Origin of the sequence: Mesorhizobium sp. B2-5-3 (assembly GCF_006441005.1) — a bacterium.
Taxonomy (GTDB): domain Bacteria; phylum Pseudomonadota; class Alphaproteobacteria; order Rhizobiales; family Rhizobiaceae; genus Mesorhizobium.
In genome coordinates this window covers 51,210-77,233 of the sequence record NZ_VFUS01000015.1, presented here as the reverse complement: position 1 = coordinate 77,233, position 26,024 = coordinate 51,210, and the positions used below count along the sequence as shown (strand labels likewise).

The following is a 26,024-nucleotide window of genomic DNA, read 5'->3' as shown; positions in this document are numbered from 1 at the left end:
GCTTTCCCATGATAGGTAGCGCCTTTGGCCCTGCCGGCAAACAACATGCTTTTTCTCGACTCTGCCTCGATTTCATGTCAATTCCCGCGCCATGGCACTCGACGTCAAAATCTGCGGCTTGAAGACCGACCAGGCAATGGCCGCGGCGCTGGCCGGCGGCGCCAGCCATGTCGGCTTCATTTTCTTTGCCAAGAGCCCGCGTTACATCGAACCGGCTGCAGCCGGGCGGTTGCGCGAAGCGGCGCGCGGCAAGGCTTTGGCGGTTGCCGTTACCGTCGACGCCAACGACACCTTCCTGGACGACATCATCGACAGCATGCGCCCGGACATGCTGCAGCTGCACGGCTCGGAAACGCCCGAACGGGTGGCCGAACTGAAAGCCCGCTATGACCTGCCGGTCATGAAGGCGCTGCCGCTCAGCGAAGCCGCCGATCTCGAGCGCATCAAACCGTTCGTCGGGGTCGCGGACCGGTTCCTGTTCGACGCCAAGCCGCCGAAGGGCTCCGAGTTGCCGGGCGGCAATGGCGTTGCGTTCGACTGGCGCATCCTGACCGGCCTTGACGCCGGGCTCGATTACATGCTTTCCGGTGGGCTCAACGCCGCCAATATCGGCGATGCCCTTCGGCTTGCCAGCCCGCCCGGAATTGATATTTCCTCCGGCGTGGAAAGCGCGCCGGGCATCAAGGATCCGGCGCTGATCGAGCAGTTTTTCCGGGCCGTCAAGGCAGCGCGAGACGACCGCGCCGCCTGACCGGCTCAAACCCGAGCATGTCCCGAAAGTGGAAAACGGCTTTCGACAGGACATGCTTAAGAAAATCGAGATGCCAGGAGATCGGCGATGAACAAGCCGGCGACACTCAATTCCTTCCGCACCGGACCCGACGAACAGGGCATGTTTGGCATTTTCGGCGGTCGTTTCGTGGCCGAAACGCTGATGCCGCTGATCCTCGACCTCGAACGGCACTGGAACGAGGTCAAGGACGATCCGGATTTCAGGGCCGAGCTCACCGATCTTTCGACCCATTATGCGGGGCGGCCGTCGAAGCTTTATTTCGCCGAAGGACTGACCAGGCATCTTCGTGAAGTTTCCTCGGCGAAGGGCCTCGGGGGCGGCGCAAAAGTCTATTTCAAGCGCGAGGACCTGAACCATACCGGTTCGCACAAGATCAACAATTGCCTCGGCCAGATCCTGCTGGCCAAGCGCATGGGCAAGACGCGTATCATCGCCGAGACCGGCGCCGGCCAGCATGGCGTGGCCTCAGCCACGGTCGCTGCCCGTTTCGGCTTTCCCTGCGTCGTCTACATGGGTGCCACCGACGTTGCCCGCCAAAGCCCCAACGTGTTCCGCATGAAACTGCTCGGCGCCGAAGTGCGGCCGGTGACCGCTGGCCACGGCACGCTGAAGGACGCCATGAACGAAGCCCTTCGTGATTGGGTGACCAATGTCGAGGACACTTATTACCTGATCGGCACCGCGGCCGGCCCGCACCCTTATCCGGAGCTGGTGCGCGACTTCCAGTCAGTGATCGGTTCGGAGGCGCGCGCGCAGATTCTCGAACAGGAGGGCCAGCTGCCCGACACCATCATCGCCGCCGTCGGCGGCGGTTCCAATGCCATCGGCCTGTTCCATCCGTTCCTCGACGACAAGGATGTCCGTATCATCGGCGTCGAGGCTGGGGGGCGTGGCCTCGACGGCATCGAGCACTGCGCCTCGATGAACGCCGGCGCGCCGGGCGTGCTGCATGGCAACCGCACTTATCTCCTGCAAAATGCCGACGGCCAGATCATGGACGGCCATTCGATCTCGGCCGGCCTCGATTATCCCGGCGTCGGCCCGGAGCATTCCTGGCTGCGCGATTCTGGCCGCGTCGAATATGTGCCGATCCTCGACGACGAGGCGCTGGAGGCCTTCAAGCTGACCACACGCGTCGAAGGCATCATCCCGGCGCTCGAATCGGCGCACGCTATCGCCCATGCGGTGAAGATCGTGCCCGCCATGGACAAGGACCAGATCGTCATCGTCAACCTGTCCGGCCGCGGCGACAAGGACGTGCATACGGTGGCTTCGATGCTGGGCATGGAGATCTGATCATGGTGACCCGCATCGATCGCCGCATGGCAAAGCTCAAGAACGAAGGCCGCCCGGCGCTCGTCACCTATTTCATGGGCGGCGACCCGGACTATCAGACCTCACTGTCGATCATGAAGGCGCTGCCAATGGCCGGCGCGGACATCATCGAACTCGGCATGCCGTTCTCCGATCCGATGGCCGATGGCCCGGCGATCCAGGCCGCGGGCTTGAGAGCACTGAGAGGCGGCCAGACGCTGGTCAAGACGCTCAAGATGGCGGCTGACTTCCGCACCGGCGACAATGAGACGCCGATCGTTCTGATGGGCTACTACAACCCGATCTACATCTACGGCGTCGACCGCTTTCTCAAGGACGCATTGGCCAGCGGCATCGACGGGCTGATCGTCGTCGACCTGCCGCCTGAGATGGACGAGGAGCTGTGCATCCCGGCGCTGAAAGCCGGCATCAACTTCATCCGGCTGGCGACGCCGACCACCGACGACAAGCGCCTGCCCAAGGTGCTGCAGAACACGTCCGGCTTCGTCTATTACGTGTCGATGACCGGCATCACCGGTTCCGCGCTGGCCGACACCGGCAAGGTGGCTGCGGCGGTCAAGCGCATCAAGGGCCATACCGATCTGCCGGTCTGCGTCGGCTTCGGCGTCAAGACCGCCGAACAGGCGCGCGTCATCGGCGCCAATGCCGACGGCGTCGTCGTCGGCACCGCGATCGTCAATGCGGTCGCCAATGTGCTGGGGCCGAAGGGCGAAAAGACCGCCGACCCGGCCGAGGCCGTCGCCACGCTGGTCAGCGGCCTCGCGCAGGGCGTGCGGTCGGCCCGCCTTGCTGCCGCCGAATAGTTTTCCTACCTCAGGTCTTGTGCACGTCGCCATCCCGGGCGGCATGCGCTGGATCGGTTTGCCGTTTCACGGAAACGCCGAACCGCTCTATCTTTTTGCTTTATCGCAATTCCGGTCGGAAAACCGGTTCACACTTTTCCTGGAATTGCTCTAACTCTTCGTCAGGACAGGAGCCGAAGCGATGAACTGGATCACCAACTACGTTCGCCCGAAGATCAATTCGATGCTCGGCCGGCGCACCGACATGCCCGAGAACCTGTGGATCAAGGATCCCGAGACCGGGGAGATGGTGTTCCACAAGGATCTGGAATCCAACCAGTTCGTCATCCCGTCTTCGGGCCATCACATGAAGATCTCGGCCAAGGAGCGGCTGAAATACTTCCTCGACGACGGCAAATACGAACAGCTCGAAAATCCCAAGGTCATGCTGGACCCGCTGAAATTCCGCGACGAGAAGCGCTACACCGACCGGTTGAAGGACGCCAAGGCCAAGACCGGCCTGGAAGATGCCATCGTCAACGCGCTGGGCACCGTAGAAGGCCTGCCGGTGGTGGTGACGGTGCAGGATTTTGCCTTCATGGGCGGTTCGCTCGGCATGGCCGCGGGCGACGCCATCGTTCATGCCTTCGAGGTGGCCGTGCAGCGCAAGCGGCCGCTGATCCTGTTTGCCGCTTCCGGCGGCGCGCGCATGCAGGAAGGCATCCTGTCGCTGATGCAATTGCCGCGCACCACGGTTGGCGTCGACCGGCTGAAGGAAGCCGGCCTTCCCTACATCGTCGTGCTGACCAATCCGACGACCGGCGGCGTCACTGCCTCCTACGCCATGCTGGGCGACGTGCATATAGCCGAGCCCGGCGCACTGATCGGCTTCGCCGGACCGCGCGTCATCGAGCAGACCATCCGGGAAAAACTGCCGGACGGCTTCCAGCGCTCCGAATATCTGATGGAGCACGGCATGGTCGACATGGTGGTGTCGCGACTGGAGATGCGCCGGACCATCGCGCGGCTCTTGAAGATGCTGCTCAAGATGCCGGAAGAGCACAAGCCCCTGGAGCCGGAAATCCTGCCGCCGGCGGTGGTCGCGACGGAAGCACGGCCGCAGGCCTGACGCGACACTCTTTGCCGCGAACCGCGATTGCGCGCGATCCATCGCGCGCTTAGGACTCTTACATGACCACGCTTGCCGCCGACCGTGAAATCGAAGCGCTGATGGCGCTTCACCCGAAAGGCTTCGATCTTTCGCTCGACCGCATTTCACGGCTGCTGGAGCGGCTGGGCAATCCTCAGGACTTGCTGCCGCCGGTGATCCATATCGCCGGCACCAACGGCAAGGGCTCTTGCGCCGCCTTCTCGCGGGCGCTTCTGGAAGCGTCCGGCCGGCTCGTGCACGTGCACACCTCGCCGCATCTGGTCAGCTGGCACGAGCGCTACCGGCTGGCGGCCGATGGCGGCGGCAGGCTGGTCGAGGACGATATCTTCGCCGAGGCCATCGCCCGCGTCGCCAAGGCCAATGGCGGCGAGAAGATCACCGTTTTCGAGATCCTCACCGCCGTCACCTTCATCCTGTTTTCGGAGCATCCGGCCGATGCCGCCATCGTCGAGGTCGGTCTCGGCGGCCGCTTCGACGCCACCAATGTCATCGCCAGGCCGGCTGTCTCGGTGATCATGCCGGTGTCGATGGACCACGAAGCCTATCTCGGCGACCGCGTCGAACTGATCGCCGCCGAGAAGGCCGGCATCATCAAGCGCGGCTGCCCGGTGGTCATCGGGGCGCAGGAAACCGAGGCGGCGCAGCAGGTGCTGATCGAAACCGCCGAGCGGCTCGGCTGCCCGACCCTGGTCTATGGACAGGATTTCCTCGCCTTCGAGGAGAACGGCCGCATGGTCTATCAGGACGATGATGGCTTGATGGATCTGCCGCCGCCGCGGCTGCCCGGGCGCCACCAGTTCGCCAACGCGGCCGCCGCGATCGCCGCCGTCAAGGCAGCCGGCTTCGAGATCAGCCACCGTGCCGCCGAGAAGGCGATGACCACTGTCGCCTGGCCGGGGCGGATGCAGAAGCTGTCGCAAGGCAGGCTGACGGAACTGGCGCCGAAGGGCGCCGACATCTGGCTCGACGGCGGCCACAATCCGGGCGCCGGCGTGGTCGTCGCCGAGGCGCTGGCCGAGCAGGAAGAGAAGAACCCCAGGCCGCTTTTTCTCATCTCCGGCATGATCAACACCAAGGACCAGAGCGGCTATTTCCGCGCCTTCAATGGCCTCGCCCGGCACGTCTATACGGTGCCGGTGAGCCTGAGCGACGCCAGCGTGCCGAACGACGAACTGGCGGCCCGCGCCACGGAGGCCGGGCTTACGGCCGAGCCGGTGAGTTCCGTCGCCAGCGCGCTGATGTTGCTGCGCGACACCTGGGACGGCCCGCCGCCGCGAATCCTGATCGGCGGCTCGCTCTATCTGGCTGGCGCGGTGTTGGCGGAGAACGGCACGCCGCCGACGTGACGCTTCCAGTATCTGCGCCTAACTAACCGGTCCAAGCCGCCGCTCAGAAATCCCAACGCGAGATCATATCAGGCCGGTGGTGCCAGGTCGTTGGTACGGCGAAAATCAAACTTCAGGTCCTGTATGAGCCTGACGGCCTTCTCGGACGATTTCTCCAGATCGATGTCGGTGCCACTGCTTGCGCCAGGTGGGCATAGAATGTGGGCGCGGGTTCGCGACCTGCTTCACGAATCTCGTAGGATTCAAGCGCTCGCTCGACGACATCTGCTATCGAGCGATTTTCGCGACGAGCAAGTCTATGAGCCAGGTCGCGTGCTTTTGCGCTACGGACCGAGAGCTGAGGTTCGGCCATCTCAAACTCCGTTGTTGGAAGACATATATACCGGTTTCCGCTGCGGTATTCGAGGCGAACGCCGCTATTTCAGCTCGATCTCAATGAAGGCATATTCGCCGTCATTGACGCTGATGACGTCGTGCTCGACGCCTTCCCTGCGGAAATAGGGCGCGCCTTTCTTCATTTCGGCGAAGGATTCGCCGTCCTTGGTCAGAAGCTTTACCTTGCCGTCCATCAGCGGCACGACAACATAGTCGTGGCCATGGCGGTGCCAGCCGGTGTTGTCGCCCGGCTGAAAGCGGTATTCCGTGACGATGACGCGCTCATTGTCGATGAAGACGGTGGCCTTGGCGGATCCGGTCATTTTTCCTCTCCCTGCATCTGCTTCCAGCAGAAGACATGGAGGCCCCGGACGTCAGGGCCAGAGCGGGCGACCAATGACGCCAACAAAAAGCCCGGCGCGATCGGCCGGGCTTGATGTCAGGAATTTCGGATTGATCAGGCGAGATTACCGTTGATCCAGTGCGACAGCGCGGTCTTGGGCGCGGCGCCAACCTTCACATCGGCTCTTTCGCCGCCCTTGAAGATCATCAGCGTCGGGATCGAGCGCACGCCGAATTCCGCTGCCAGTTCGGGATTCTCGTCGATGTTGAGCTTGGCGATCTTCACCTTGCTGCCGAGCTCATTGGCGATGTCTTCCAGCGCCGGCGCGATCATCTTGCAGGGACCGCACCATTCCGCCCAGAAATCCACCACGACCGGCTCCTTGGCGTCGAGCACAGCGGTCTGGAAATTGTTCTTGTCGACCTTGACGGTAGCCATGCGGAAATCCTTTCGAAATTTTTCGTCGCACCAAATGTGGTGGTTGCCGCGCCCTTCTTCAAGCAGTTCTTGTGTCACGCTCGCGTGAGTCGGGCAAGAGCGTCATCCATGGCCCGAGCCGGCAGTTCGATCAGCCGCGGCGCCTCCGTGAACAGCAAGGCCGCCGTGACTTCGCGGCCGGGATAGAGCGGCCGCAGCAAGGCGCGATAGAGCGCGAGCTGCAGCAGATAGGCGGGCGGAACCTCGCCCAGCGAGGCGGGCGCCGGCCGATTGGTCTTGTAATCGATGATGGATACGCGGTCCGGCGTCACCGCCAACCTGTCGATCTTGCCGGAAATCGAGCGTTTCGTGCCCTTGACGTCGAGGCTGCCCATGACCGCCACTTCGGCGCGCGAAGAGGGTCCGAAAAGCGGCGCGAAACGCGGATCGGCAAGGATCGCCATCACCGAGGCGACCGCCTTTTCGCACTCGCCGGCCGGCCATTGCGCGCCGGCGCGGGCGAGATAGCGTTCGGCTGCGCCCTGGCGTTCGTTTTGCGCCACGCCGGGCAGCATCTGCAGCAGTTTGTGCAGCGCCAGGCCTCGCATGACGGCGAAGCCGGGTTCGGCGTCGCCATCCAGCACTGGCGAGCCGGTGTCGATGACGCTTTCCTTGCCCTCGTCGATCAGGGCGGAGGCTCCGGATGGCGACAGCGGGCGTGGCAGGTCCTCGTATGGCGGCAGCGGCTTGAACAAGATTTCGGGCGGCGGCCCGAAGTCCCGCGTCTGCCTGGCTTCGCTCTCGGCGACCGGTGCAAACGGCGGCAATCCGGTCACCTGGAAGCGATGCACTGAGACGCCGCCGCCGGCCGGATGCGGATACTCGGCACTCTCCGGCGCCCCGACCAGGGCACGGCTGACGAGCGAATGCCAGGTGCCGGTGTTCGGCGCGCGCTTGCCGTGATAACCGCAGACGATCAGCCTGTCCTCGGCCCGGGTCATGCCGACATAGAGCAGCCGCCGATACTCGTCATCGGCGAGATCGCGCGCCCTTGCCGCGGCAGCCTTCGAAATGGCGTTGGCGACGTCGCTGGCCGAACGCCAGAGAAAGCCCTTGCCGCTCCAGTTCAGCCCGGAACCCTCGAACGGCATCAGGCGCGGCAGGTGCTGATCGCTGAACGGAGCCGAACCGCCATCGACCAGGAAGACGACAGGCGCCTCGAGCCCCTTGGCTGCATGCACGGTCATGACGCGGACCTCGTCGCGGGTCTGGTCCATCTCGCGCTTGATTTCTGGGCCGGCGCTCTCCAGCGTCGACAGGAAGGCTTCCAGCCCGGGCAAGCCGGTCCGCTCCTCGGCAAGGCAGAAACTCAGGAATTCGTCGAGAATGTCCCCGGCTTCCGGCCCGAGCCGCGCAACCATCTTGCGGCGCACGCCACCGCGTGCCAGCAGGCCGGCATAGAATTCGAACACCGGCTTGAAGACGGCCTCGTTGGCCCAGATGTCGAGTTGAGCGGCGACCGCCGCGAGCGCTTCGCTTTGGCTGGCATGCTGGCGCAGGGACTCGGCCAGCGACAGGCCGGATGGTCTTTGCGCGGCCAGTGTGAAAAGCATCTCTTCCGACAGATCGAAGATCGGGCTCCGCAGCACGGCGGCGAGCGACAGATCGTCCTGCGGCTGGATCAGGAAATGGCCGAGCGCGATCAGGTCCTTGACCGCGATGTGGCCGGGCAGGCTCAACCGGTCCGCGCCGGCGACCGGGATGTCACGACGTTTCAGGGCACGCGTCAGTGCATGAACGAAGCGATCGCGCTTGCGCACCAGCACCAGCACGTCGCCAGGGCGCAGCCTCTTGCCGCGGCCTTCGATGACCTCGCCATTGCCGATCCAGCCGGCAATGGTGGCGGCGACGTTTTCGGCAACCCGAACCGCCGGCGCGCGGGCATGGTCGACTGCCTGGGTCCAGTCGTCCGGCTCGTCGACGACATCGGCGCCGATGGATGGCCAGACCTCGACATAGCCCGGTGCATCGGTGCGTATCGCCTTGTGGCTCAGCGGGTCGGGGTCATGGCTGATGCCGCGCCGCACGACCGGATCGGCGAAGACACGGTCGACAGCGGCCAGAACATCGTCGGTCGAGCGGAACGACCAGGTGAGCTTCAGATCGGCGAAGGGCGCATCGGCGTCGCGCACCTTGCTTGCGAACAGGAGCCTGCTGTCGGCGAAGGAATCCGGCGCCGCTCCCTGGAAGGAATAGATCGACTGTTTTTCGTCACCGACAGCGAAGATCGTCCGATGCGCGGTGTCGCGGGCGCCGATGCCGGCGAAGAATTCCTCGGCCAGCCGCTTCACCACCTCCCACTGGTCGGGGCTGGTGTCCTGCGCCTCGTCGAGCAGGATGTGGTCGATGCCCTGGTCGAGCTTGTATTGCACCCACGGGCCGGCATCGGGCCTGGCCAGGAGACTGACGGTGCGGGTGATCAGGTCGTTGAAGTCGAGGAACCCGCGGCCACGCTTCAACTGCTCGTAGCGGGCGATCAGCCAGTCGGCCAGCGTCAGCGCGGCGCACGTGCCCTCCAGCATCCGGAACAGGGCGAGCCGGTCGACCGTCTCGACGATTGCGGTGGTCGCCGAGAGATAGCGCTCCGCCAGGTCCGGCAGCCGGTCGAGCAGCGCCTTCTTGAAGGCCTTGGCTGGATCGTAGACGTCGCCGTCGGCCTTCAGGAAAGCCCGCGAAAGCAGCTGCAGGCGGCGCACGGGGTCGGTTTCCGCGAAAGCCAGGCGCGCATGAGGCAAGATGTTGTTGAGCACCGTCCTGGCGTCGGCGGCCTCCGCCGCCTGGGCGAAGCCGGCAAAATAATCCGGCAGGAAGCCGGGCAGCGGCCAGATGGCGGCCGCTATGCCTTCGGCGGTCTGGCCGGGGCGGAATTGGAATTCGTCGAACAGCGTCTGGAAGTTCGGGCCGCCTCGATCGATTTCACCGATGAAGGCGCCCAGTTCGTCGCGCTTGCGGACGATCTCACCCAGCAAAGCGTCGAGCCCGGCCTCGCCACCGCGCTCGAGCACGGCGGCGAAAGCTTCGGCGAGGTCCGGCCGATCCGCCGCGCTGCCCGAAATCATTTCACGGCGCGCGGCGGCGAACAACGATGCCTCCATCTGCGGGTCGAGCATCTCGAAATGCGCGGGGATGTTGGCTTCCAGCGGGAACTGGTGCAGCACCGATTCGCAGAAGGCATGAATGGTCTGGATCTTCAGGCCGCCGGGCGTTTCCAGCGCCTCGGCAAACAGGCGGCGGGCGCGGCGCATGGTTTCGCGGTCGGGCCGGCGGCCATCGAGCGCCTCGACCCTCACCGCCAATTCGGCATCGCCGAGCGCGGTCCATTCCGACAATGTCGAGAAAACCCGGTTCGACATGTTGGCGGCGGCGGCACGCGTGTAGGTCAGGCACAGTATCTTCGACGGATCGGTGCCGCGAAGCAGGAGCCGGATGACGCGCTGGGCCAGCACATGGGTCTTGCCGGACCCGGCATTGGCCGACACCCAGGCGGAATTCCTCGGATCCGAGGCGCTGGCCTGCCTAGCGGCGGTTTCGCCGGGGATGGGATAGGCTTTCTTCATGCCTCCCCTGCCTCGTCATCCGCATCGCCGCCCGCCGACCATTCGAGCACGCGGGCGAGATGGTCGTAGTCGCCGTCGGTCTCGCCTTCGCGGAACGGCAGTGCCCGCGACAGATAGCCGGCCGCCGGATCGGCATAGTGGATGAGCAATTTCTCCAGCCGCGCCCAGGCCTCCTCGGCGAGGTCCGTGGCGGTGCGTGGCTGCCGGTTGTATTCGAGGATCGATTCCTCGAAAACCTCGCCATTCGGCTTCAGCCTGACGAAAGCCAATTGCGAGGGCTCGCGCGCGCCGAGTTCCTGGAAAGCGCCGCGCCTGAGCAACGCGCCCTCCAGGGCCAGTTGCGGCGACAGCAGCGTGTGCGCCTGGGCCTTGGAAGGCGAGGAGCCGGTCTTGTAGTCCAATATGTCGGCCATGCCGCCATGGAGAAGATCGACCCGGTCGGCATAGCCCGACAGGGTGATCCCGGATTGGCCGACCATGGTCTTGCCCGCTCGCGCCTCGGCGTGGCGCCGGGCCACGGCCCCAGCGCGGCCGCGTTCCCATTCGATGATGCTGGCGGCGAGTTTTTCGAAACGCGGCCACCAGACCGCCTCGACATCGGTGGGAAGTGCTGCCTCGGCGAAGCAGGTCCGGCCGGCGGCGAGCAGGCCGGCCAGCGCATCGGGAGCACGCGGATCGGCCACGCTGCCCGAGAACAGATGCAGGATGGCGTGGAACAGCGTGCCGCGCTCGGCCGCACCCGGGTCGCGGATGACCGGGTCGAGCGGCAGCAGGCCGAGGATGCGCCTGGCATAGACGGCGTAGGGATCGCGACGCAGCGTCTCGATCTCGGTGATCGAGAAATGGGTTGGACGCAGCGCGACCGGCGGCTTCGGCTGCGGGCGCGGCGCGAAGTCCCGCCGCGGGCCGGAATCGAGCGCGCGCGCCCAGGCGATGAGTTCGTCGCCACGTTCGGCAAGCCTGGCTGCCTGGTCCTTCCCGATATAAGTGAGAATGCGCTGCAGCCAGCGCGAGGGCACGGCGGGCGCGTCGCCGGCGCGTGCGGAGCGCGACAGCACCACCTTCGCCGCCCCCATGGCCATCTGGAAATCATGTGCGGCAAGCCCAATGCGCCGTTCGGGCGGCTCCAGGTCGATGCCGGTCTTCATCAGCCGCGACATGAAGCGATCGCTTTCGGGTTTGCGCGGCCACACGCCTTCGTTCATGCCGCCTATGACCAGCGTGTCGACATTCTGCAAGCGGGCTTCCAGCGCCCCCCAGATGGCAACGTTCCTGTCTGTGCCTTGCGCCGGCTTGACCGTCTCGGGCGCGATCAGCGCCGCCATGACGTCTGGCCATTCGTCGGCGGCAAACGAGAGCGGCACGGGCGCCGCGACCAGTCCGCGCAACAGCTCGGCCAGTTTCTCGCCGGCATCGCCGGCATAGAGCGCGCCAAGCCCGCCATCGGCCGCACGGCCGAGATTTTCCAACACCACGACGCTGGCCCCGACCAGCGCGACAAGACCGGCGTCGGCCTGGCCGCGAAAGGCGGCAAGCGGCGCCAGCGCTTCGTTGAGACGTCCGAGCAAATTCCGCGCGCCTTCGATGGCGCGCACGGTCAGCCGGGCAAACCAGAAAGGCCGCCTGCTGTCGGCGCCGAGGTCAATCAGGCGGGCTTCGAACAGGTCCGGCAGCGACGCGATGTCGGGGCGGCCGGTGCCGCCGCGCAGCGCCACCAGCTCGATCAGTTCCGCCGCATGGCGAACGCTCGTCCGGTCCAGGCCAAGGGCAAGCAGGGGATGCTTGAGCAACGACAGCAGGCCGACGGGGTCACCGGGGCGGAACACCGCCTGCAACGCCAGCCCAAGCAGGCCGGCGGCGGGCGTGTTGGAAAGCGGCACACCGCCGGAATCGTCGGCGACGACGCCGAAGCGGGCGAGTTCGACCGAGACGCGGCGCGCCAGCGCACGGTCACCGGTAACGAGGGCCGCTCTTTGGCCGGGCTGCTCGACTGCGCGCTTGAGCGCGACGGCGATCCCCACGGCTTCATCGCGTTCGCTGGCTGCCTCCAGCAGGCTCACGCCGGAGAACGCCTGCTCGATGTCGGAGGGGGAAAAGCCGCTGCGCGTCTCGGCCCACAATTCGGTGGTCTCGGCCGGCCGCAGCGCTTCGCCGACGAGGGCGGCGCGAAGCGCGAGTTCATGTCCGGCCGCGCCGATCTCCTCGACATCGCCGCGCAGCACACCGATGGTGCCGATCAGCTTGGCGAGGCCGTATTGCGGATGGCCGAGCACGGCCGGACGTGCGCCCGGCGCCGTGATGGCCTGGAAAGACGGCTCATCCATCGTCCGGTCGAGGCCTGGCAGCACGATGGCTCCTCCCGCCAAGCGGGCGATTGCGGCCAGCAGCTCTGCCGTGGCGGGGATGGAGCCAGTGGAACCGGCGGCGATAACCGGCCCGGCGGGCGGATTGCGCCGCAGCCGCGCCGCTTCCAGCCGGATCAGGGCGCTGCGATGCGCGGCCGGGTTGGAGAGGTTCCGTTCCCCAAGGAATTTCGGCCAGGCTTCGGTGACGATGCCGAGGAAATCGAGCGTGACCTGCCACCATCCCGCGAGATTGCCGCTCACCAGATCGGCGAGCCGCGTCCAGTCCGTGCCTTCCGTCTCGATCTCATCCATAAGCCGGGCGAGATCGCGCGCCAGCCAGATCGCATCGGCGGCGGAGGCCGGAATGACGATCTCCTCGTCGAAAAGCGCCGCCACATGCGCCGGCAGCCGGCGTTTCCAGGCACGCACCAGCGGCGCCAGCAGCAACAGGCGTTCGGTTGCCGCGATCGGCGGCGCGAGGTCGATGGCGGCCGACGCTTCCGTCTCGAACGCGGCCTCGTCCTCATCGAACTCGCCGAGCGGCCGGATGACCGGCAGAATCGCCGAACCGCCGCCGCCCCTCGCCGACAGGCTGTCGACGAAGACGCCACGCAAGGCGCGCGCGGCGCGGCGCGTCGGCACATAGATGATGACATCGGCCAAAGCGAGCGGGTCGCCATCGAAGCGAAAGCCCGGAACAAGACGCCCGGCCAGCAGCGCCTCGGCAAGCGTCGGCAGAAACGGCGCACCGGGCGGAATGGAGAAAACGCGGCCCGGGCCGCTCATTGCAACTCGGCTAGCGCGTCGGCGACCGCCGCTTCCGCGCTCGCAATAGCGTCAGGCGTGCCGACGGTGATCCAATGGCCATGCATCGGCATGCCGGACAGCCGGCCGGCGGCGATCGCCTTGTCGAAGTAGGCGTTAAGCGAATGAGGTTCCGGCAGGGCACCCTTGAAGATGCGCGGATGGACGATCGCCGCCCCGGCATAGATCAGGCCCGCCGGATCGCCCTTGGAACGCCGCAGGGTGCCGTCCGGCGCCACCAGGAAATCGGTGCTGCCGCAGTGTCCGGTCGCCTGATGGAGATCCGCCAGCATCAGCAGAATATCCATTTTCGCGGCGTCCCATGCAAGGGCGAGACGGTTGAGATTGAGCGTTCCTTGGTCGATCCAGAAGGTGTCGGCGTTGAGGATGTAGAAGGGCTGTTGGCCGAGCTCCGGCAGCGCCTTGACGATGCCGCCGGCGGAATCGAGCAACCGCTCGCTCTCGTCCGAAATGACGATCCGCGGCGCATGGCGCGCGCCGAGATGGGCGACGATCTGTTCGGGAAGATAGTGCACGTTGACGACGGCCTTGCCGATGCCGGCCGCGGCGAGACTGTCGAGGCCCCAGTCGAGCAGCGTCTTGCCGGCGATCCTGACCAGCGGCTTGGGGATCGTGTCGGTGATCGGCCGCATGCGCTTGCCGAGCCCTGCGGCAAGCACTATCGCAGTTTTGGGCACGATCGCAGTTTTGGGCACGCTCGCTGCGTCCGGTATCGATGTCACGGCGTTTGCTCCTCCAGCAGACCGTGAGCGGTATAGAACTCGCGAAGGCCGGCCAAGGCAGGATGAGACAGCGCCCGGCGCAGATAGTCGCGGATACGCGGCAAGTGCTTCAGATAATAGGGCTTGCCGTCGCGTTTTTCGAGCCGGACGAAGATGCCGAGGATCTTGGAATTGCGCTGCGCCGCCATGATCGCATAGGCCTCGAGGAATGCCGCCTCGTCAAATGGGCCGGCCGCGTGGCGGGCGGCGACATAGGCATCGAGCGTGCGTTTCTCGATGCCTGGCGGGATGGTGACGCGCGCGTCCATGGCCAGCGAGGCGACGTCGTAAGCGGCGGGGCCATCCAACGCGTCCTGGATATCGACGATACCGAGCCGGTCATGGCCGGAGCGCTCAGCGCGCCAGATGATGTTCGGCGAATGAAAGTCACGCAGCATCAGCGTGTATTGGCTGTCAGCGAGCCGGTCGAGAACCGCGTTCCACTCCTTGTGGTAGCCGACGCGCAAGGCATCGCCCGCCGGAGCGCCCGTCAGCATCGGCACGTACCAATCGACCAGCAGGTCCGCCTCGATCAGCATGGCGTCGCGGTCGAAGGGCGGCACATCGTGAAACACGCCGGGCGCGGCCTCCATCCGGTGGGGCCAGGTCTTGCCATGCATCATGGCGAGCAGTTCGGCCGCCGCCTCATAGCGCCCGGCGACCGGCCTGCCATGCCCGTCCAGGAAACCTTCGGAGCCCAGATGTTCGAGCAGCAGGAATCCCTGGTCGAGATCCTGCGCATGGATTTCGGGAACGCTGACCCCGGCGGCGAGCAGCGCGCGGTCGATGGCGGCGAAGGCTGACACCGACTGGGCGGTGTGGGCGATGACGCCATAGGGCTTGCCGTCGCGCACCGGCGGGCCCAGCACCAGCCGCGGCGAGTTCATCAGCACCCTCGCGGCATGGCCTGGAAGCGAGACAATTTCGTAGGAGCGGGCAGAGGCATCGCCGATGAAATGGCGGCGGCTGGCCTCGCCCCATCCAGCGCCTTCGAGGAAATCACGCATGGCGAGCGACCGCGCCACCCGATCGTAGGCAGCGCCTTGCCCGGACAGTCTCGCCAATCGGCCATCGCCATGCTGGACGAGTTCGATCAGCACGGCGGTCCCAGGCAAATAACCCTCGGCCCGTTCCGGCCATTCGACAAGGGCCGCGCCTTGCGCCAACGCCTCGTCGAAGCCCAGTTCATCGAGCTCGGCTGCCGAGGACAGGCGGTAGAGGTCGAAATGATGGACCGGGATGCGCGTATCGTAGCTTTGCACAAGGGTGAAGGTAGGACTCGGCACGTCGAGACCGGCATCGTCGGCCAAGGCCCTGATCAGCGCCCGCGCCAGCGTCGATTTGCCCGCGCCGAGATCGCCCTTCAGCGCCAGGACGTCGCCGGCGCGCACCGCCAGCGCCAGATCCTCACCCAGCCGCGCTGTCTGTGTTTCGTCGGCGAGTAAACGCTCGAGCATCAATGCGGCCATCGAGTGCGCTACTCGGCCGCGGCGCGGATGCCCGGCATGTCGGGAAAGGTGCAGATGACGGTCGTGCCCTTGTCCTTGCCGGTTTCGATGCGGACGCTGCCGCCATGCAGCTCGACGAAGCTCTTGACGATCGACAGTCCGAGCCCGGCGCCGCGCCGGCGGCCGCCATTGGCGCGCGGCTCGAAGCGGCGGAACACCGAGTCAAGCACGTCGGGCGGCATGCCGGGTCCATCGTCATGGACCGAGAATTCCACCCCGTCCGCCAACTGACGGCAGGCGAGCCGGATGGCGCTGGCCTCCGGCGCGTAGTTGGCGGCGTTGCTGAGCAGGTTGTAGAGGATCTGGCGGATGCGGATTTCGTCGCCGTGGAAGGTCTTCGGCGCCGCCGCGGCATCGACCTCGAGCCTGATTGAATGCTCTTCCAGCCGGTCGGCAACCAGCTCGGCGGCGGCGGCGATCGTGCGGTCGACATGGACCTCGGAAATGTCGAGCTGCATGATGCCGGCATCGACCGTGGCCAGGTCGAGTATGTCGTTGACGATGGTCAAAAGCACCGAGGACGACGAGCCGACATGCTCGACATATTCGCGCTGCTTCTGCGTCAGCGGACCGGTGGCCGGCAGCGACAGCAGTTCGGTGAAGCCGATGATGTTGGTCAGCGGCGAGCGCAGTTCGTAGGACACGTGCTGGACGAATTCGTTCTTGAGCTGGTCGGATTTCTCCAGCGCCTCGTTCTTGTCCTTGAGCGCGCGTTCGACACGGACGCTGTCGGTAACGTCGACGAAGGTCATCATCACCTGCCCGTTGGGCAGGGGGATCACGGCGTAGCGCAGCACGGTGCCGTTGTTGAGCTCGGTCTGGCCGTGGCGGTCGCGGCGCTCGTCGTCGAAGCCGGTGATGGCGGCGACGAAGCTGCCCCACGGGCTGTCGATCGCTTGCAGGTCGCAAAGCTCACGGATTGCGGAAACATGGACATTGGGCCGGGCGGTTTCGGCGTCCAGGCCCCACAAAGTAGCAAATGCCGGGTTCGACAGGCGCAGCCTGCCGTCGGGACCGAACACCGCCACGCCTTCGGCGAGGTTGTCGAGTGTTTCGCCCTGGACCCGCACCGCGGTGCGGTAGCGGCTTTCGAGGTCCATCTTCTCGGTCAGGTTCTCGAACACCCAGGTGACGCCGCCCTTGGGCTGCGGGTTGGCGACGACGCGGATGGTCTTGCCGTCGGGCAGGTGCCACCAATGCTCCTGCGATTCCACCGCGCGGTAGGCGCCGAGCAGGCCTTCCTTCCAGCGACGCCACTCCGGCTGCTCGGCGATCTTGCCCTCGCTGCGCAGCCGATCCAGCAGCAAAGCGTTATCGGGCGCGCTGTGCAGGAAGCCTGCATCGAGGCCCCAGAGCTTCTGGAAAGCCTGGTTGAAGAAGCGCAGCTTCTCGTCGGTGTCGAAGATCGCGACCGCCGTGTTGAGCTGGTCGAGCGTGTCGGCGTGGCTGCGCACGGTGCGCTCATATTCGCTGCGGATGGTTTCGATGGCGCTGGTGTCGCAGGCAAGTCCCGCCGAACCGTCGGCGCCGGCGAAATCGGTCACCGCGAAAACGCGGCGGTCGCCTTCGATCACCGTGGAAAGCGTCTGTTCGAAGACAGGATGGGACTTGTGCTGGGCAGCGATCGCTTCGCGCGCTTGGCCGCCGAGGAATTCCTTGGCGTCGCGGACAGCCATCTCCGCGCTTTCGGCCTCGACCGCTTCGGCATAGGCCCGGTTCACCCATCTCAGGCGGCCGTCCTCGCCGCGCAGCCATGCCGGCATCTTCAGCGCCTCGAGCAGGCCGATCATCGTATCATGGTCGGCGGCCAGCCGCTGGTTTTCGATCTTCAGCCGGGCCTGGCTGCGTTGCGTCTCGGAAAGGGAAACGAACCGCACCAGCACATGCGCCGCGCTCTTGCGGCCATGCACTTCCAGCGGAGCGCCGGTCTGCGTTTCGATGACGAGGTCGAAGGACACGGCTCTTTCGCGCAGCCCCGCGACGGCATGCTCGAGTGCCGCAGCCGAGCGCGGCATCAGCCAGCGGCCGAAGGCAAGGAAGGCGGCCCGCTCCTCGGGCGCGCCGCTTTCGACCGGCAGCGTGCCGATGAGCTCGGGTTTCTTGTTCTCCGAGGCCCAGACGACGACACGCTGGTCGCGCAAGTTGAGCAGCGCCTCCGAACGGCGCAGCGCCGCGTTGATGTCCGCGATGCGGCTCCTGAGCTCGACATTTTCGGCCGAGGTGCGCGCTCTCTCCCGGATCAGAACGATGGCCGACAGGAATGCCGCTCCCATCACTCCGACAAAGACGGCAAGCTGCACGACCTCGACCGTGCTCACCGATAGGCTTGCGGCCTCCGCACCAGCAGCCTGGGCGTGGGCCACCGTGCCGGCCAAAGGCCAGCCAAGTGCGGAGCCGGCAAGGAAAAGTCCGGCGCGCGCGCGCCATGAAGGGCGCCCGCCTCGCGTGGCGGTGCCGGTAATCCTCGAATCGTCATGGCCGCCGGAAACGGCCCGTCCCGCGCAAAGCGGGTTATCCCCCGGCATGTCTTGGTCCTCTTCGCCGCCTGAATGCAAGACCGCCCTGATGCGTACGCCGGTCCTCGTCCCCGGACCGCGAATCACAACAATAGCGCCTGCTGGAATCGGCGTGAAGAATCATTCGGCGCAAAAATAAAGCCGGGCGAAAAGTCAATCGCCCGGCGTCAATATCTGGTAGTAAATTCAGCTTTGGTTAATAGCGGTAGTGTTCCGGCTTGAACGGACCCTGCGGGGTCACGCCGATATAGGCTGCCTGTTCGCCCGACAGTTCGGTCAGGCGAGCGCCGAGCTTGTCGAGATGCAGGCGCGCGACCTTCTCGTCGAGATGCTTGGGCAGCACGTAGACCTGGTTCTGGTACTGCTCGCCCTTGGTGAACAGCTCGATCTGCGCCAGCACCTGGTTGGTGAAGGACGCCGACATGACGAAGCTTGGATGGCCGGTGGCGTTGCCGAGGTTGAGCAGGCGGCCTTCCGACAGCAAGATCATGCGCTTGCCATCGGGGAAGGTGATCATGTCGACCTGAGGCTTGACGTTGGTCCATTTCAGGTTGCGCAGCGATGCCACCTGGATCTCGTTGTCGAAGTGACCGATGTTGCCGACGATCACCATGTCCTTCATCGAACGCATGTGGTCGAGGGTGACGACATCCTTGTTGCCGGTGGTGGTGATGACGATGTCGGCGGTGGGTGCGGCATCTTCGAGCGTGACGACCTCGAAGCCGTCCATCGCCGCCTGCAGGGCGCAGATCGGATCGACCTCGGTGACCTTGACGCGGGCGCCAGCGCCCTTCAGCGAGGCGGACGAGCCCTTGCCGACGTCGCCATAGCCGCAGACGACGGCGACCTTGCCGGCCATCATGGTGTCGGTGCCGCGGCGGATGCCGTCGACCAGCGATTCCTTACAGCCATATTTATTGTCGAATTTCGACTTGGTGACGGAGTCGTTGACATTGATGGCCGGGAAAGGCAGCAAGCCCTTCTTCTGCAGCTGGTAGAGCCTGTTGACGCCGGTGGTCGTCTCTTCGGTGACGCCCCGGATCGCTTCCTTCTGCTTGGTGAAGAAGCCGGGCGAAGCCTTCATGCGCTTCTTGACCTGGGCATAGAAATATTCCTCCTCCTCGCTGTGCGGATTGGACAGCACGTCCTCGCCGGCCTCGGCGCGCGCGCCGATCAGGATGTACATGGTGGCGTCGCCGCCATCATCGAGGATCATGTTGGAGGTGCCGCCGTCGGCCCACTGGAAAATCCTGTCGGTATAGTCCCAGTACTGCTCAAGCGTCTCGCCCTTGACGGCGAAGACCGGGATGCCGGCCTCGGCGATGGCAGCAGCCGCATGGTCCTGGGTCGAGAAGATGTTGCAGGAAGCCCAGCGTATATCGGCACCGAGCGCCTTCAGCGTCTCGATCAACACCGCGGTCTGGATGGTCATGTGCAGCGAGCCGGTGATGCGCGCGCCCTTGAGCGGCTTCTTGGAGCCGAATTCCTCGCGGCAGGCCATCAGGCCCGGCATTTCGGTTTCGGCGATCTCGATTTCCTTGCGGCCCCAGCCGGCAAGCGAGATGTCGGCGACCACATAGTCCTTGCTACCCGTCATGGCAGTGCTCCGATGCGAATTGTTACGCTATTGAATTGGTTGCGGATGCGCCCGCGCCGGCAGGCGCGTCGAAGGGCGCGAATTGCCCGCCTGACTAGCAGATCGGCGTCAAGACGACAATGGGATATAAAGAAATCTTTATCCCTGCATGTCTTTCATGCGAAGGTAAGGAATCAGCATTCCTCGCCGAAGCGGGACGCCACCAGCTGCTCCAGCGCATTCATGACCTCAAGCGCTTCGGGACCGCTGGCGGTGACGCGAATCGAATAACCCGGACTTGCAGCCAGCATCATCAGACCCATGATCGAGGTGCCGCCGACCTTGACGCCGTCCTTCTCGACATGGACCGACGCGTTGTAGCCGCTGGCGAGCTGTACGAACTTGGCCGAGGCGCGCGCGTGCAGGCCGCGCTGGTTGACGATCGGAAATTCGCGGACGATCTGGTCCTTTTCCGACGACATCGTGCTCATTTGCTGCTCAGGAGCTGGCTGGCGACATTGATGTATTTGCGCCCCGCCGCCTGCGCCTCGTCGAGGGCCGCCGCCATGTTGTCGCTCTTGCGGATCGAGGAGAGCTTGATCAGCATCGGCAAATTCATGCCGGCGATCACCTCGGTGCGGCCGGACTCCATCACGGAAATGGCAAGGTTCGAAGGCGTGCCGCCGAACATGTCGGTCAACACGATCACGCCCGCCCCGGTGTCGACACGGGCAACGGCGTCGACGATGTCGCGCCGGCGCTGCTCCATATCGTCGTCAGCCCCGATCGCCACGGTTTCGAAATTGTCTTGTGGCCCGACGACATGTTCCACGGCATGTCGGAACTCGGTGGCCAGTTGACCGTGCGTTACAAGCACGAGTCCGATCATTCTTTGGTGGCTCCCGTCATCGCCGCTTCACAGGCGCATTTTATGCTCGCCAGCCATTCCAGGCGGCGGGAGCGCTATCTTGTCGACGTGCGGCTCGTTGACAAGCCCAAAATTGCGCCGGCCCATGCCATTTTGACGCATTGCAGCAAAAAACCCGGTCGCATCATAGAAAAGGCGCGATCGACAGATGCGCCATCACGGCGGGCAAGGCAGCGGCAATATTGCGTTCCGCAACGTCAATCCGCGGCACCAAGCAGCCGGCGGTGGTGTCGTCGGCATCCTCCTGAAAGCGTGCCACTTCGCCGGCCGGCAAAAGCCTGACATGCAGATCGATGACGGCACCCGCTTCAAACGGCACGGATCGCGGACCGAGCCCGGGCACCTCGACCAGGCCCTCGATCGCGGCGGGCGCGCGGCACACCAGCCGTCCCGCATGTGCCATGACGAAAAGCTGGTCGTCGCCGACGAGCCGTGAGAACAAGCCTCGCGGGTGGCAATGGTCAATGAGCGCCAGCGCCAGCGTCGTCTTGCCCGAACCGGATGCGCCGCTGACGAGAACGCCGCGCTCGCCGATCAGGATGGCCGTTGCGTGGATGTTTTCAGGCTGCATGAGCGTGCCCGCTTGTGTATTTCGGAAATCCTGATCCAACGCCGTCATCCCGAGGATCTGCAGGTCTTCCAATAGTGTTCGCACCATAGCCACGCTGTGCGGCGGATCCACGGGACAAGCCCGAGGATGACGGCCGTAAGGCCGCGATATCCGGGATCATTTTTGCATGAGGCATGATCTGATCCGAAAACCGGTTCCCACTTTTCGGGATCATGCTTCGGCCGGCAGCGTAACCACGAAGCGGGCGCCCTTGATCTCGCCTGGCTTGGTGCCGGGGATGTTCTCGGCGGTCAGCGTGCCGCCATGGGCCTCGACGATCTGCCTGGATATCGACAGGCCAAGGCCTGAATTCTGGCCGAACGCCTCGCCGGCGGGCCGGTCGGTGTAGAAACGTTCGAAGATGCGGTCGATGTTGTCGGCGCGGATGCCGGGACCATTGTCATCGACGGTGAGGATGTTGAACTTGCCGGTGCGCGCCAGCGACAGGATGATGTGGCCGCGCTCCTCTGGCACGAAGGAGCGGGCGTTCTCGATCAGGTTGGTGATGACCTGGCCGATGCGCAGGTCGTGGCCTACGACGAAATAGCCCTTGACGCCCTGCGGCAGCTTGGCGACCCTGAGCTCGATCTCGACCGCCTTCTTGTTGCGCGTCGTTTCACGCGAGACGGCGACGAGGTCGGTGATGAACTTCTTCAGGTCCACGGTCCCCGCGTCATCCCGCGCCAGCTCGGCGTCGAGACGGGAGGCATCCGAAATGTCGGTGATGAGGCGGTCCAGCCGCCTGACGTCGTGCTGGATGATCTCCATCAGCCGGCTGCGCGAATTGTCGTTCTTGGCCAGCGGCAAGGTCTCCACCGCGCTGCGCAGCGAGGTCAGCGGGTTCTTCAATTCATGGGAAACATCGGCGGCGAAGCTCTCGATCGCCTCGATGCGGGCATAGAGCGCGTTCGTCATGTCGCGCACGGCAATCGACAAATTGCCGATCTCGTCCTGACGGTCGGAGAAATCAGGAATTTCCTCGCGGCTCTTGACGCCGCGCCGTACCCGCACGGCCGCCGCAGACAGCCGGCGCAGCGGATTGGCGATGGTGGAGGCCAGAAGCATCGACAGGATGGCGGTGACGAGCGCCGCGATGCCAAAGACGCGCAGGATCGCCTTGCGTTCGGCGGCGACGATCTTGTCGATGTCGCCGCCTTCGGTCGACAGCATCAACACGCCGAGAACGGCGCGGAAGCGCTGGATCGGCACCGCGACGGAAACGATCTGCTCGCCCTGTTCGCTGATCCGGACGATGGTCGACGGGCTGCCGGTCAGCGCCTTGACCACTTCCGGGAAGGCGGCGCCATTGCCGCCCGGCTGCTCGTGATAGACCGGCAGATCGGTGTTGCGGAAGAAGTCGAAGATGAACTTCTGGATGCGTTCGACAAGGTCGGGCTCTTCCTCGTCGACCGGGGGCAGATCGTACCGAAGGATCTGGCCGCGCGAATAGAGATGGCGCGAATCGAGCAGCAAATTGGCGTCGCGGTCGTAGATGCGGGCGCGGGTGCGGGTCGGCGAGATCAGCCGGCGCAGCACCGGGGCGACGCGTTCAGGATTGATCGGGAAATCCAGATTGTCGAGCTGGTCGGAGCCCGGTCCCAGGCTTTCGCCGGCCTGCAGCTCAAGCAGCTTTTCCGGATCGATGCTGATCGAATCGGTCTCGACCGTCGCCGAGGCAGCGATCGCGCCGGCGATGATCTCGCCCTGGGTCATGAGGCTTTCGACGCGGGCGTCGATCAGCCCGTCGCGGAAGGTGTTGAGATAGAGAATGCCGGTGACCAGGACTGCGAGGCCGGCGAGATTGAGGAAGAGGATACGCCGCGTCAGGCTGGAAAAGATGTGATGGCCGAGGAAGCGGCGCATGGGCACGGTGAGCTTCGACAGGAACGCGGGCATGATGCGCGCCGGCCGCCTTGCAACGCCCGCCGATCTGCTCCGCTGTGCTTCCACTGCCATCGAACAGCAGTTCCCTGCTTAGTATTAGTGAGTAGCGGGTAGCGAATAGAGAAATGGTTGGCTGAGATCGCGGCGATGCACGGGTGGCCGCTCGCACCATTCAAAACTGACTACCGACTATTCTCTATTGCCTACCCGCCTATTCACGCCTCGCGGAACCGGTATCCGACTCCGTAAAGGGTTTCGATCATCTCGAAGTCGTCGTCGACGGCCTTGAACTTCTTGCGCAGCCGCTTGATGTGGCTGTCGATGGTACGGTCGTCAACATAGACCTGCTCATCATAAGCCGAATCCATCAGCGCATCACGACTTTTTACGACGCCGGGGCGCTGTGCCAGCGAATGCAGGATCAGGAATTCGGTGACGGTGAGCGTCACCGGTTCCCCCTTCCAGGTGCAGGTGTGGCGTTCCTGGTCCATGACGAGCTGGCCGCGCTCGAGCGAGCGCGCCTGCTGGCTGGGCGCTTTTGCCGCGGCCTCACGGGCGCTGGCACGACGCAACACCGCGCGCACCCGCTCGACCAGCAAACGCTGCGAGAAGGGTTTGCGGATGAAGTCGTCGGCGCCCATCTTGAGGCCGAACAGCTCGTCGATCTCGTCGTCCTTGGAGGTCAGGAAGATGACCGGCAGGTCGGATTTCTGGCGCATCCGGCGCAAGAGTTCCATGCCGTCCATGCGCGGCATCTTGATGTCGAGGATGGCGAGATTCGGCGGGCGCGCCGCCAGGCCTTCCAGCGCGGACGCACCATCCGTGTAGGTTTCGACGCGATAGCCTTCCGATTCGAGGGCGATCGACACCGAGGTCAGAATGTTGCGGTCGTCATCGACAAGCGCGATTGTTGCCATTTCAAGCGGCTCCCTCATGAGCTGTCCCTTCTTTGGTAGAGAAGGGGCTTTTGCAGGACAAATTAGGTACAAAATGTGGCATAGGCCTTCGCCGCTGTCACGGGCGGCATGCCGGCGGCCACGATCGCACCTCGATATGGATTGGACGAACCAGCGCCGCCAATCCTTTGGGCAACCACGAAACTTTTTGCACATATAAACGATTTAAACAACTTTCAAAATATTTAAATCGATTAATGATTTGATATCATTCGGCTTTTCTGGTTCTGACCATCTAAGCTCGCGTAGTGGGCGTGCCGGAAAGGCGCCGGCAAAGATGCGCAAATCGGAGAAGGGTCATCCATGTCGGAAGTCGGCAAACGCAATCCTGCCTGCGCGATCGATCGTATCGGTCTCAGAACCTCTGGCCTGGTGCGCTACAATTTCGGGGCGCCCGCCCTCTACGAGGAATCAATCAGGCGCGGCGAAGCGCGGCTGACCGCACATGGCGCGCTGGTCGCCGAAACAGGCCAGCACACCGGCCGTTCGCCCAAGGACAAGTTCGTCGTCCGCGACGGCGCCACCGAGAATGACATCTGGTGGGACAACAACAAGGCGATCTCGCCGGACCAGTTCGAGACGCTGCTCGAAGAGTTCCGGGCGCACGCCGCGGACAAGGATCTCTACGTGCAGGACCTTGTCGGCGGCGCAGACCATGAGCTGAAGCTGCCCACCAGGGTCATCACCGAGTTTGCCTGGCATTCGCTGTTCATCCGCAACCTGCTGATCCGTCCGGAAGCTGCGGAGCTCGACCATTTCGTGCCCGAGATGACGATCATCGACCTGCCCTCCTTCCGCGCCGACCCCGCCCGCCACGGCACCCGCACCGAAACCGTGATCGCCGTCGACCTCACCCGCAAGATCGTCCTGATCGGCGGCACTTCCTATGCCGGCGAGATGAAGAAATCGGTGTTCACAATGCTGAACTACCTGCTGCCGGCCAAGGGCGTGATGCCGATGCACTGCTCGGCCAATGAGGGCCCTGGCGGCGACGCCGCGATTTTCTTCGGCCTGTCGGGCACCGGCAAGACGACGCTGTCGGCCGATCCGTCGCGCACGCTGATCGGCGACGACGAGCACGGCTGGGGGCCGCACGGCATCTTCAATTTCGAAGGCGGCTGCTATGCCAAGACCATCAAGCTGTCGGCGGAAGCGGAGCCTGAGATTTTCGCCACCACGCAGCGCTTCGGCACGGTGCTGGAGAACGTCGTTCTCGACGCCCATGGCGTGCCGGATTTCGACGACGGCCGGCTCACCGAGAACACGCGCTGCGCCTATCCGCTCGACTTCATACCCAATGCCAGCAAGACGGGGCGCGCCGGCCATCCCCGGAACATCATCATGCTGACCGCCGACGCTTTCGGCGTGATGCCGCCGATCGCACGGCTGACCCCGGCGCAGGCGATGTATCATTTCCTGTCCGGCTACACGGCCAAGGTGGCCGGAACGGAGAAGGGCGTGACCGAGCCCGAAGCGACGTTCTCGACCTGTTTCGGCGCGCCGTTCATGCCGCGCCATCCCTCGGAATATGGCAATCTGCTGCGCGAGCTGATCGCGCAGCACGGTGCCGATTGCTGGCTGGTCAACACCGGCTGGACTGGCGGCGCCTACGGCACAGGCAGGCGGATGCCGATCAAAGCGACGCGCGCGCTGCTTGCCGCGGCACTCGACGGCTCTCTGAAGACGACCGGTTTCCGTACCGACGCCAATTTCGGTTTCGAGGTGCCGGTGGCGGTGCCGGGCGTCGACGCCGCCATCCTCGACCCGCGATCGACCTGGGCCGACAAATCCGCTTATGACCGACAAGCGGCAAGGCTGGTCGGCATGTTCGCCATCAATTTCGAGAAGTTCGAAAGCCATGTCGACGCCTCCGTCCTCGGCGCGGCGCCGCACATGCAGGAAGCGGCGGAATAATCGCCCGCCAGGCTCAGCCATC

19 protein-coding genes and 1 pseudogene are annotated in these 26,024 nt (G+C 64.8%); 6 read left to right on the top strand and 14 right to left on the bottom strand.

The annotated features are described in order from the left end of the window. Positions 1–91: 91 nt before the first annotated feature. From FJ867_RS25840 to FJ867_RS25820, 5 genes are all read left to right on the top strand, one after another. Entirely contained in the window at positions 92–751 is a 660-nt protein-coding gene (locus tag FJ867_RS25840) for a phosphoribosylanthranilate isomerase (RefSeq protein ID WP_140491154.1), read from the top strand. Positions 752–838: 87 nt separating this feature from the next. Then, positions 839–2,089 (top strand): tryptophan synthase subunit beta, encoded by a 1,251-nt coding sequence (gene trpB / locus FJ867_RS25835; protein WP_140662317.1) that lies wholly within the window; start codon positions 839–841, stop codon positions 2,087–2,089. A 2-nt stretch (positions 2,090–2,091) separates the two neighbouring features. Then, positions 2,092–2,931 (top strand): tryptophan synthase subunit alpha, encoded by an 840-nt coding sequence (gene trpA, locus FJ867_RS25830; RefSeq protein WP_140554555.1) that lies wholly within the window; start codon positions 2,092–2,094, stop codon positions 2,929–2,931. 181 nt (positions 2,932–3,112) lie between these two features. Next, entirely contained in the window at positions 3,113–4,039 is a 927-nt protein-coding gene (accD, locus tag FJ867_RS25825; protein WP_140491161.1) for an acetyl-CoA carboxylase, carboxyltransferase subunit beta, read from the top strand. 62 nt (positions 4,040–4,101) lie between these two features. After that, positions 4,102–5,427: a folylpolyglutamate synthase/dihydrofolate synthase family protein gene (locus tag FJ867_RS25820; protein WP_140554556.1), complete on the top strand. Its 1,326-nt coding sequence runs from the start codon at positions 4,102–4,104 to the stop codon at positions 5,425–5,427. Positions 5,428–5,532: 105 nt separating this feature from the next. On the opposite strand, the pseudogene FJ867_RS25815 reads toward FJ867_RS25820, so the two are convergent. The 14 genes and pseudogenes from FJ867_RS25815 to FJ867_RS25745 form a co-directional block, all read right to left on the bottom strand. Then, positions 5,533–5,779: pseudogene (locus tag FJ867_RS25815) on the bottom strand (type II toxin-antitoxin system VapB family antitoxin). A gap of 64 nt (positions 5,780–5,843) precedes the next feature. Further along, positions 5,844–6,125: a cupin domain-containing protein gene (locus FJ867_RS25810; RefSeq protein WP_140818930.1), complete on the bottom strand. Its 282-nt coding sequence runs from the start codon at positions 6,123–6,125 to the stop codon at positions 5,844–5,846. Between the two features lie 134 nt (positions 6,126–6,259). Continuing rightward, complete coding sequence (gene trxA / locus FJ867_RS25805; protein WP_140491167.1) at positions 6,260–6,583, bottom strand: thioredoxin; 324 nt, start codon at positions 6,581–6,583, stop codon at positions 6,260–6,262. 74 nt (positions 6,584–6,657) lie between these two features. Continuing rightward, positions 6,658–10,179, bottom strand: a complete 3,522-nt coding sequence (gene addA / locus FJ867_RS25800; protein ID WP_140685553.1) for a double-strand break repair helicase AddA — start codon at positions 10,177–10,179, stop codon at positions 6,658–6,660. Then, a complete protein-coding gene (gene addB / locus FJ867_RS25795) occupies positions 10,176–13,310 on the bottom strand; it encodes a double-strand break repair protein AddB (protein WP_140818928.1) in 3,135 nt (1,044 codons plus the stop codon). Before addB ends, addA begins: the two co-directional genes overlap by 4 nt. Next, complete coding sequence (locus tag FJ867_RS25790) at positions 13,307–14,071, bottom strand: nucleotidyltransferase family protein (protein ID WP_281405852.1); 765 nt, start codon at positions 14,069–14,071, stop codon at positions 13,307–13,309. Before FJ867_RS25790 ends, addB begins: the two co-directional genes overlap by 4 nt. Then, a complete protein-coding gene (gene tsaE, locus FJ867_RS25785) occupies positions 14,068–15,579 on the bottom strand; it encodes a tRNA (adenosine(37)-N6)-threonylcarbamoyltransferase complex ATPase subunit type 1 TsaE (protein ID WP_140818926.1) in 1,512 nt (503 codons plus the stop codon). Before tsaE ends, FJ867_RS25790 begins: the two co-directional genes overlap by 4 nt. An 8-nt stretch (positions 15,580–15,587) precedes the next feature. Then, positions 15,588–18,143 carry a PAS domain-containing sensor histidine kinase gene (locus FJ867_RS25780; protein ID WP_140685555.1) on the bottom strand — a complete coding sequence of 852 codons (2,556 nt, stop codon included), beginning with the start codon at positions 18,141–18,143 and terminating at the stop codon, positions 15,588–15,590. Positions 18,144–18,330: 187 nt separating this feature from the next. Further along, a complete protein-coding gene (ahcY, locus tag FJ867_RS25775) occupies positions 18,331–19,731 on the bottom strand; it encodes an adenosylhomocysteinase (protein WP_140517752.1) in 1,401 nt (466 codons plus the stop codon). 173 nt (positions 19,732–19,904) lie between these two features. Then, entirely contained in the window at positions 19,905–20,201 is a 297-nt protein-coding gene (locus FJ867_RS25770) for an HPr family phosphocarrier protein (protein ID WP_140491179.1), read from the bottom strand. Beyond that, on the bottom strand, positions 20,198–20,599 hold the full coding sequence (locus FJ867_RS25765) for a PTS sugar transporter subunit IIA (protein ID WP_140628767.1): 402 nt from the start codon (positions 20,597–20,599) through the stop codon (positions 20,198–20,200). The genes FJ867_RS25770 and FJ867_RS25765 overlap by 4 nt, the downstream gene beginning before the upstream one ends. A 163-nt stretch (positions 20,600–20,762) precedes the next feature. Then, a complete protein-coding gene (locus FJ867_RS25755; RefSeq protein ID WP_140818944.1) occupies positions 20,763–21,209 on the bottom strand; it encodes an HPr kinase/phosphorylase in 447 nt (148 codons plus the stop codon). A 210-nt stretch (positions 21,210–21,419) separates the two neighbouring features. Continuing rightward, the gene (locus FJ867_RS25750; protein ID WP_140491185.1) at positions 21,420–23,204 is read right to left on the bottom strand and encodes a sensor histidine kinase; all 1,785 of its coding nucleotides are present in this window, start codon (positions 23,202–23,204) and stop codon (positions 21,420–21,422) included. A gap of 143 nt (positions 23,205–23,347) precedes the next feature. Further along, complete coding sequence (locus tag FJ867_RS25745) at positions 23,348–24,049, bottom strand: response regulator transcription factor (RefSeq protein WP_010912942.1); 702 nt, start codon at positions 24,047–24,049, stop codon at positions 23,348–23,350. 342 nt (positions 24,050–24,391) lie between these two features. Here FJ867_RS25745 and FJ867_RS25740 point away from each other — a divergent pair, with 342 nt between their 5' ends. Then, complete coding sequence (locus tag FJ867_RS25740; protein WP_140818924.1) at positions 24,392–26,002, top strand: phosphoenolpyruvate carboxykinase; 1,611 nt, start codon at positions 24,392–24,394, stop codon at positions 26,000–26,002. Positions 26,003–26,024: the final 22 nt, after the last annotated feature.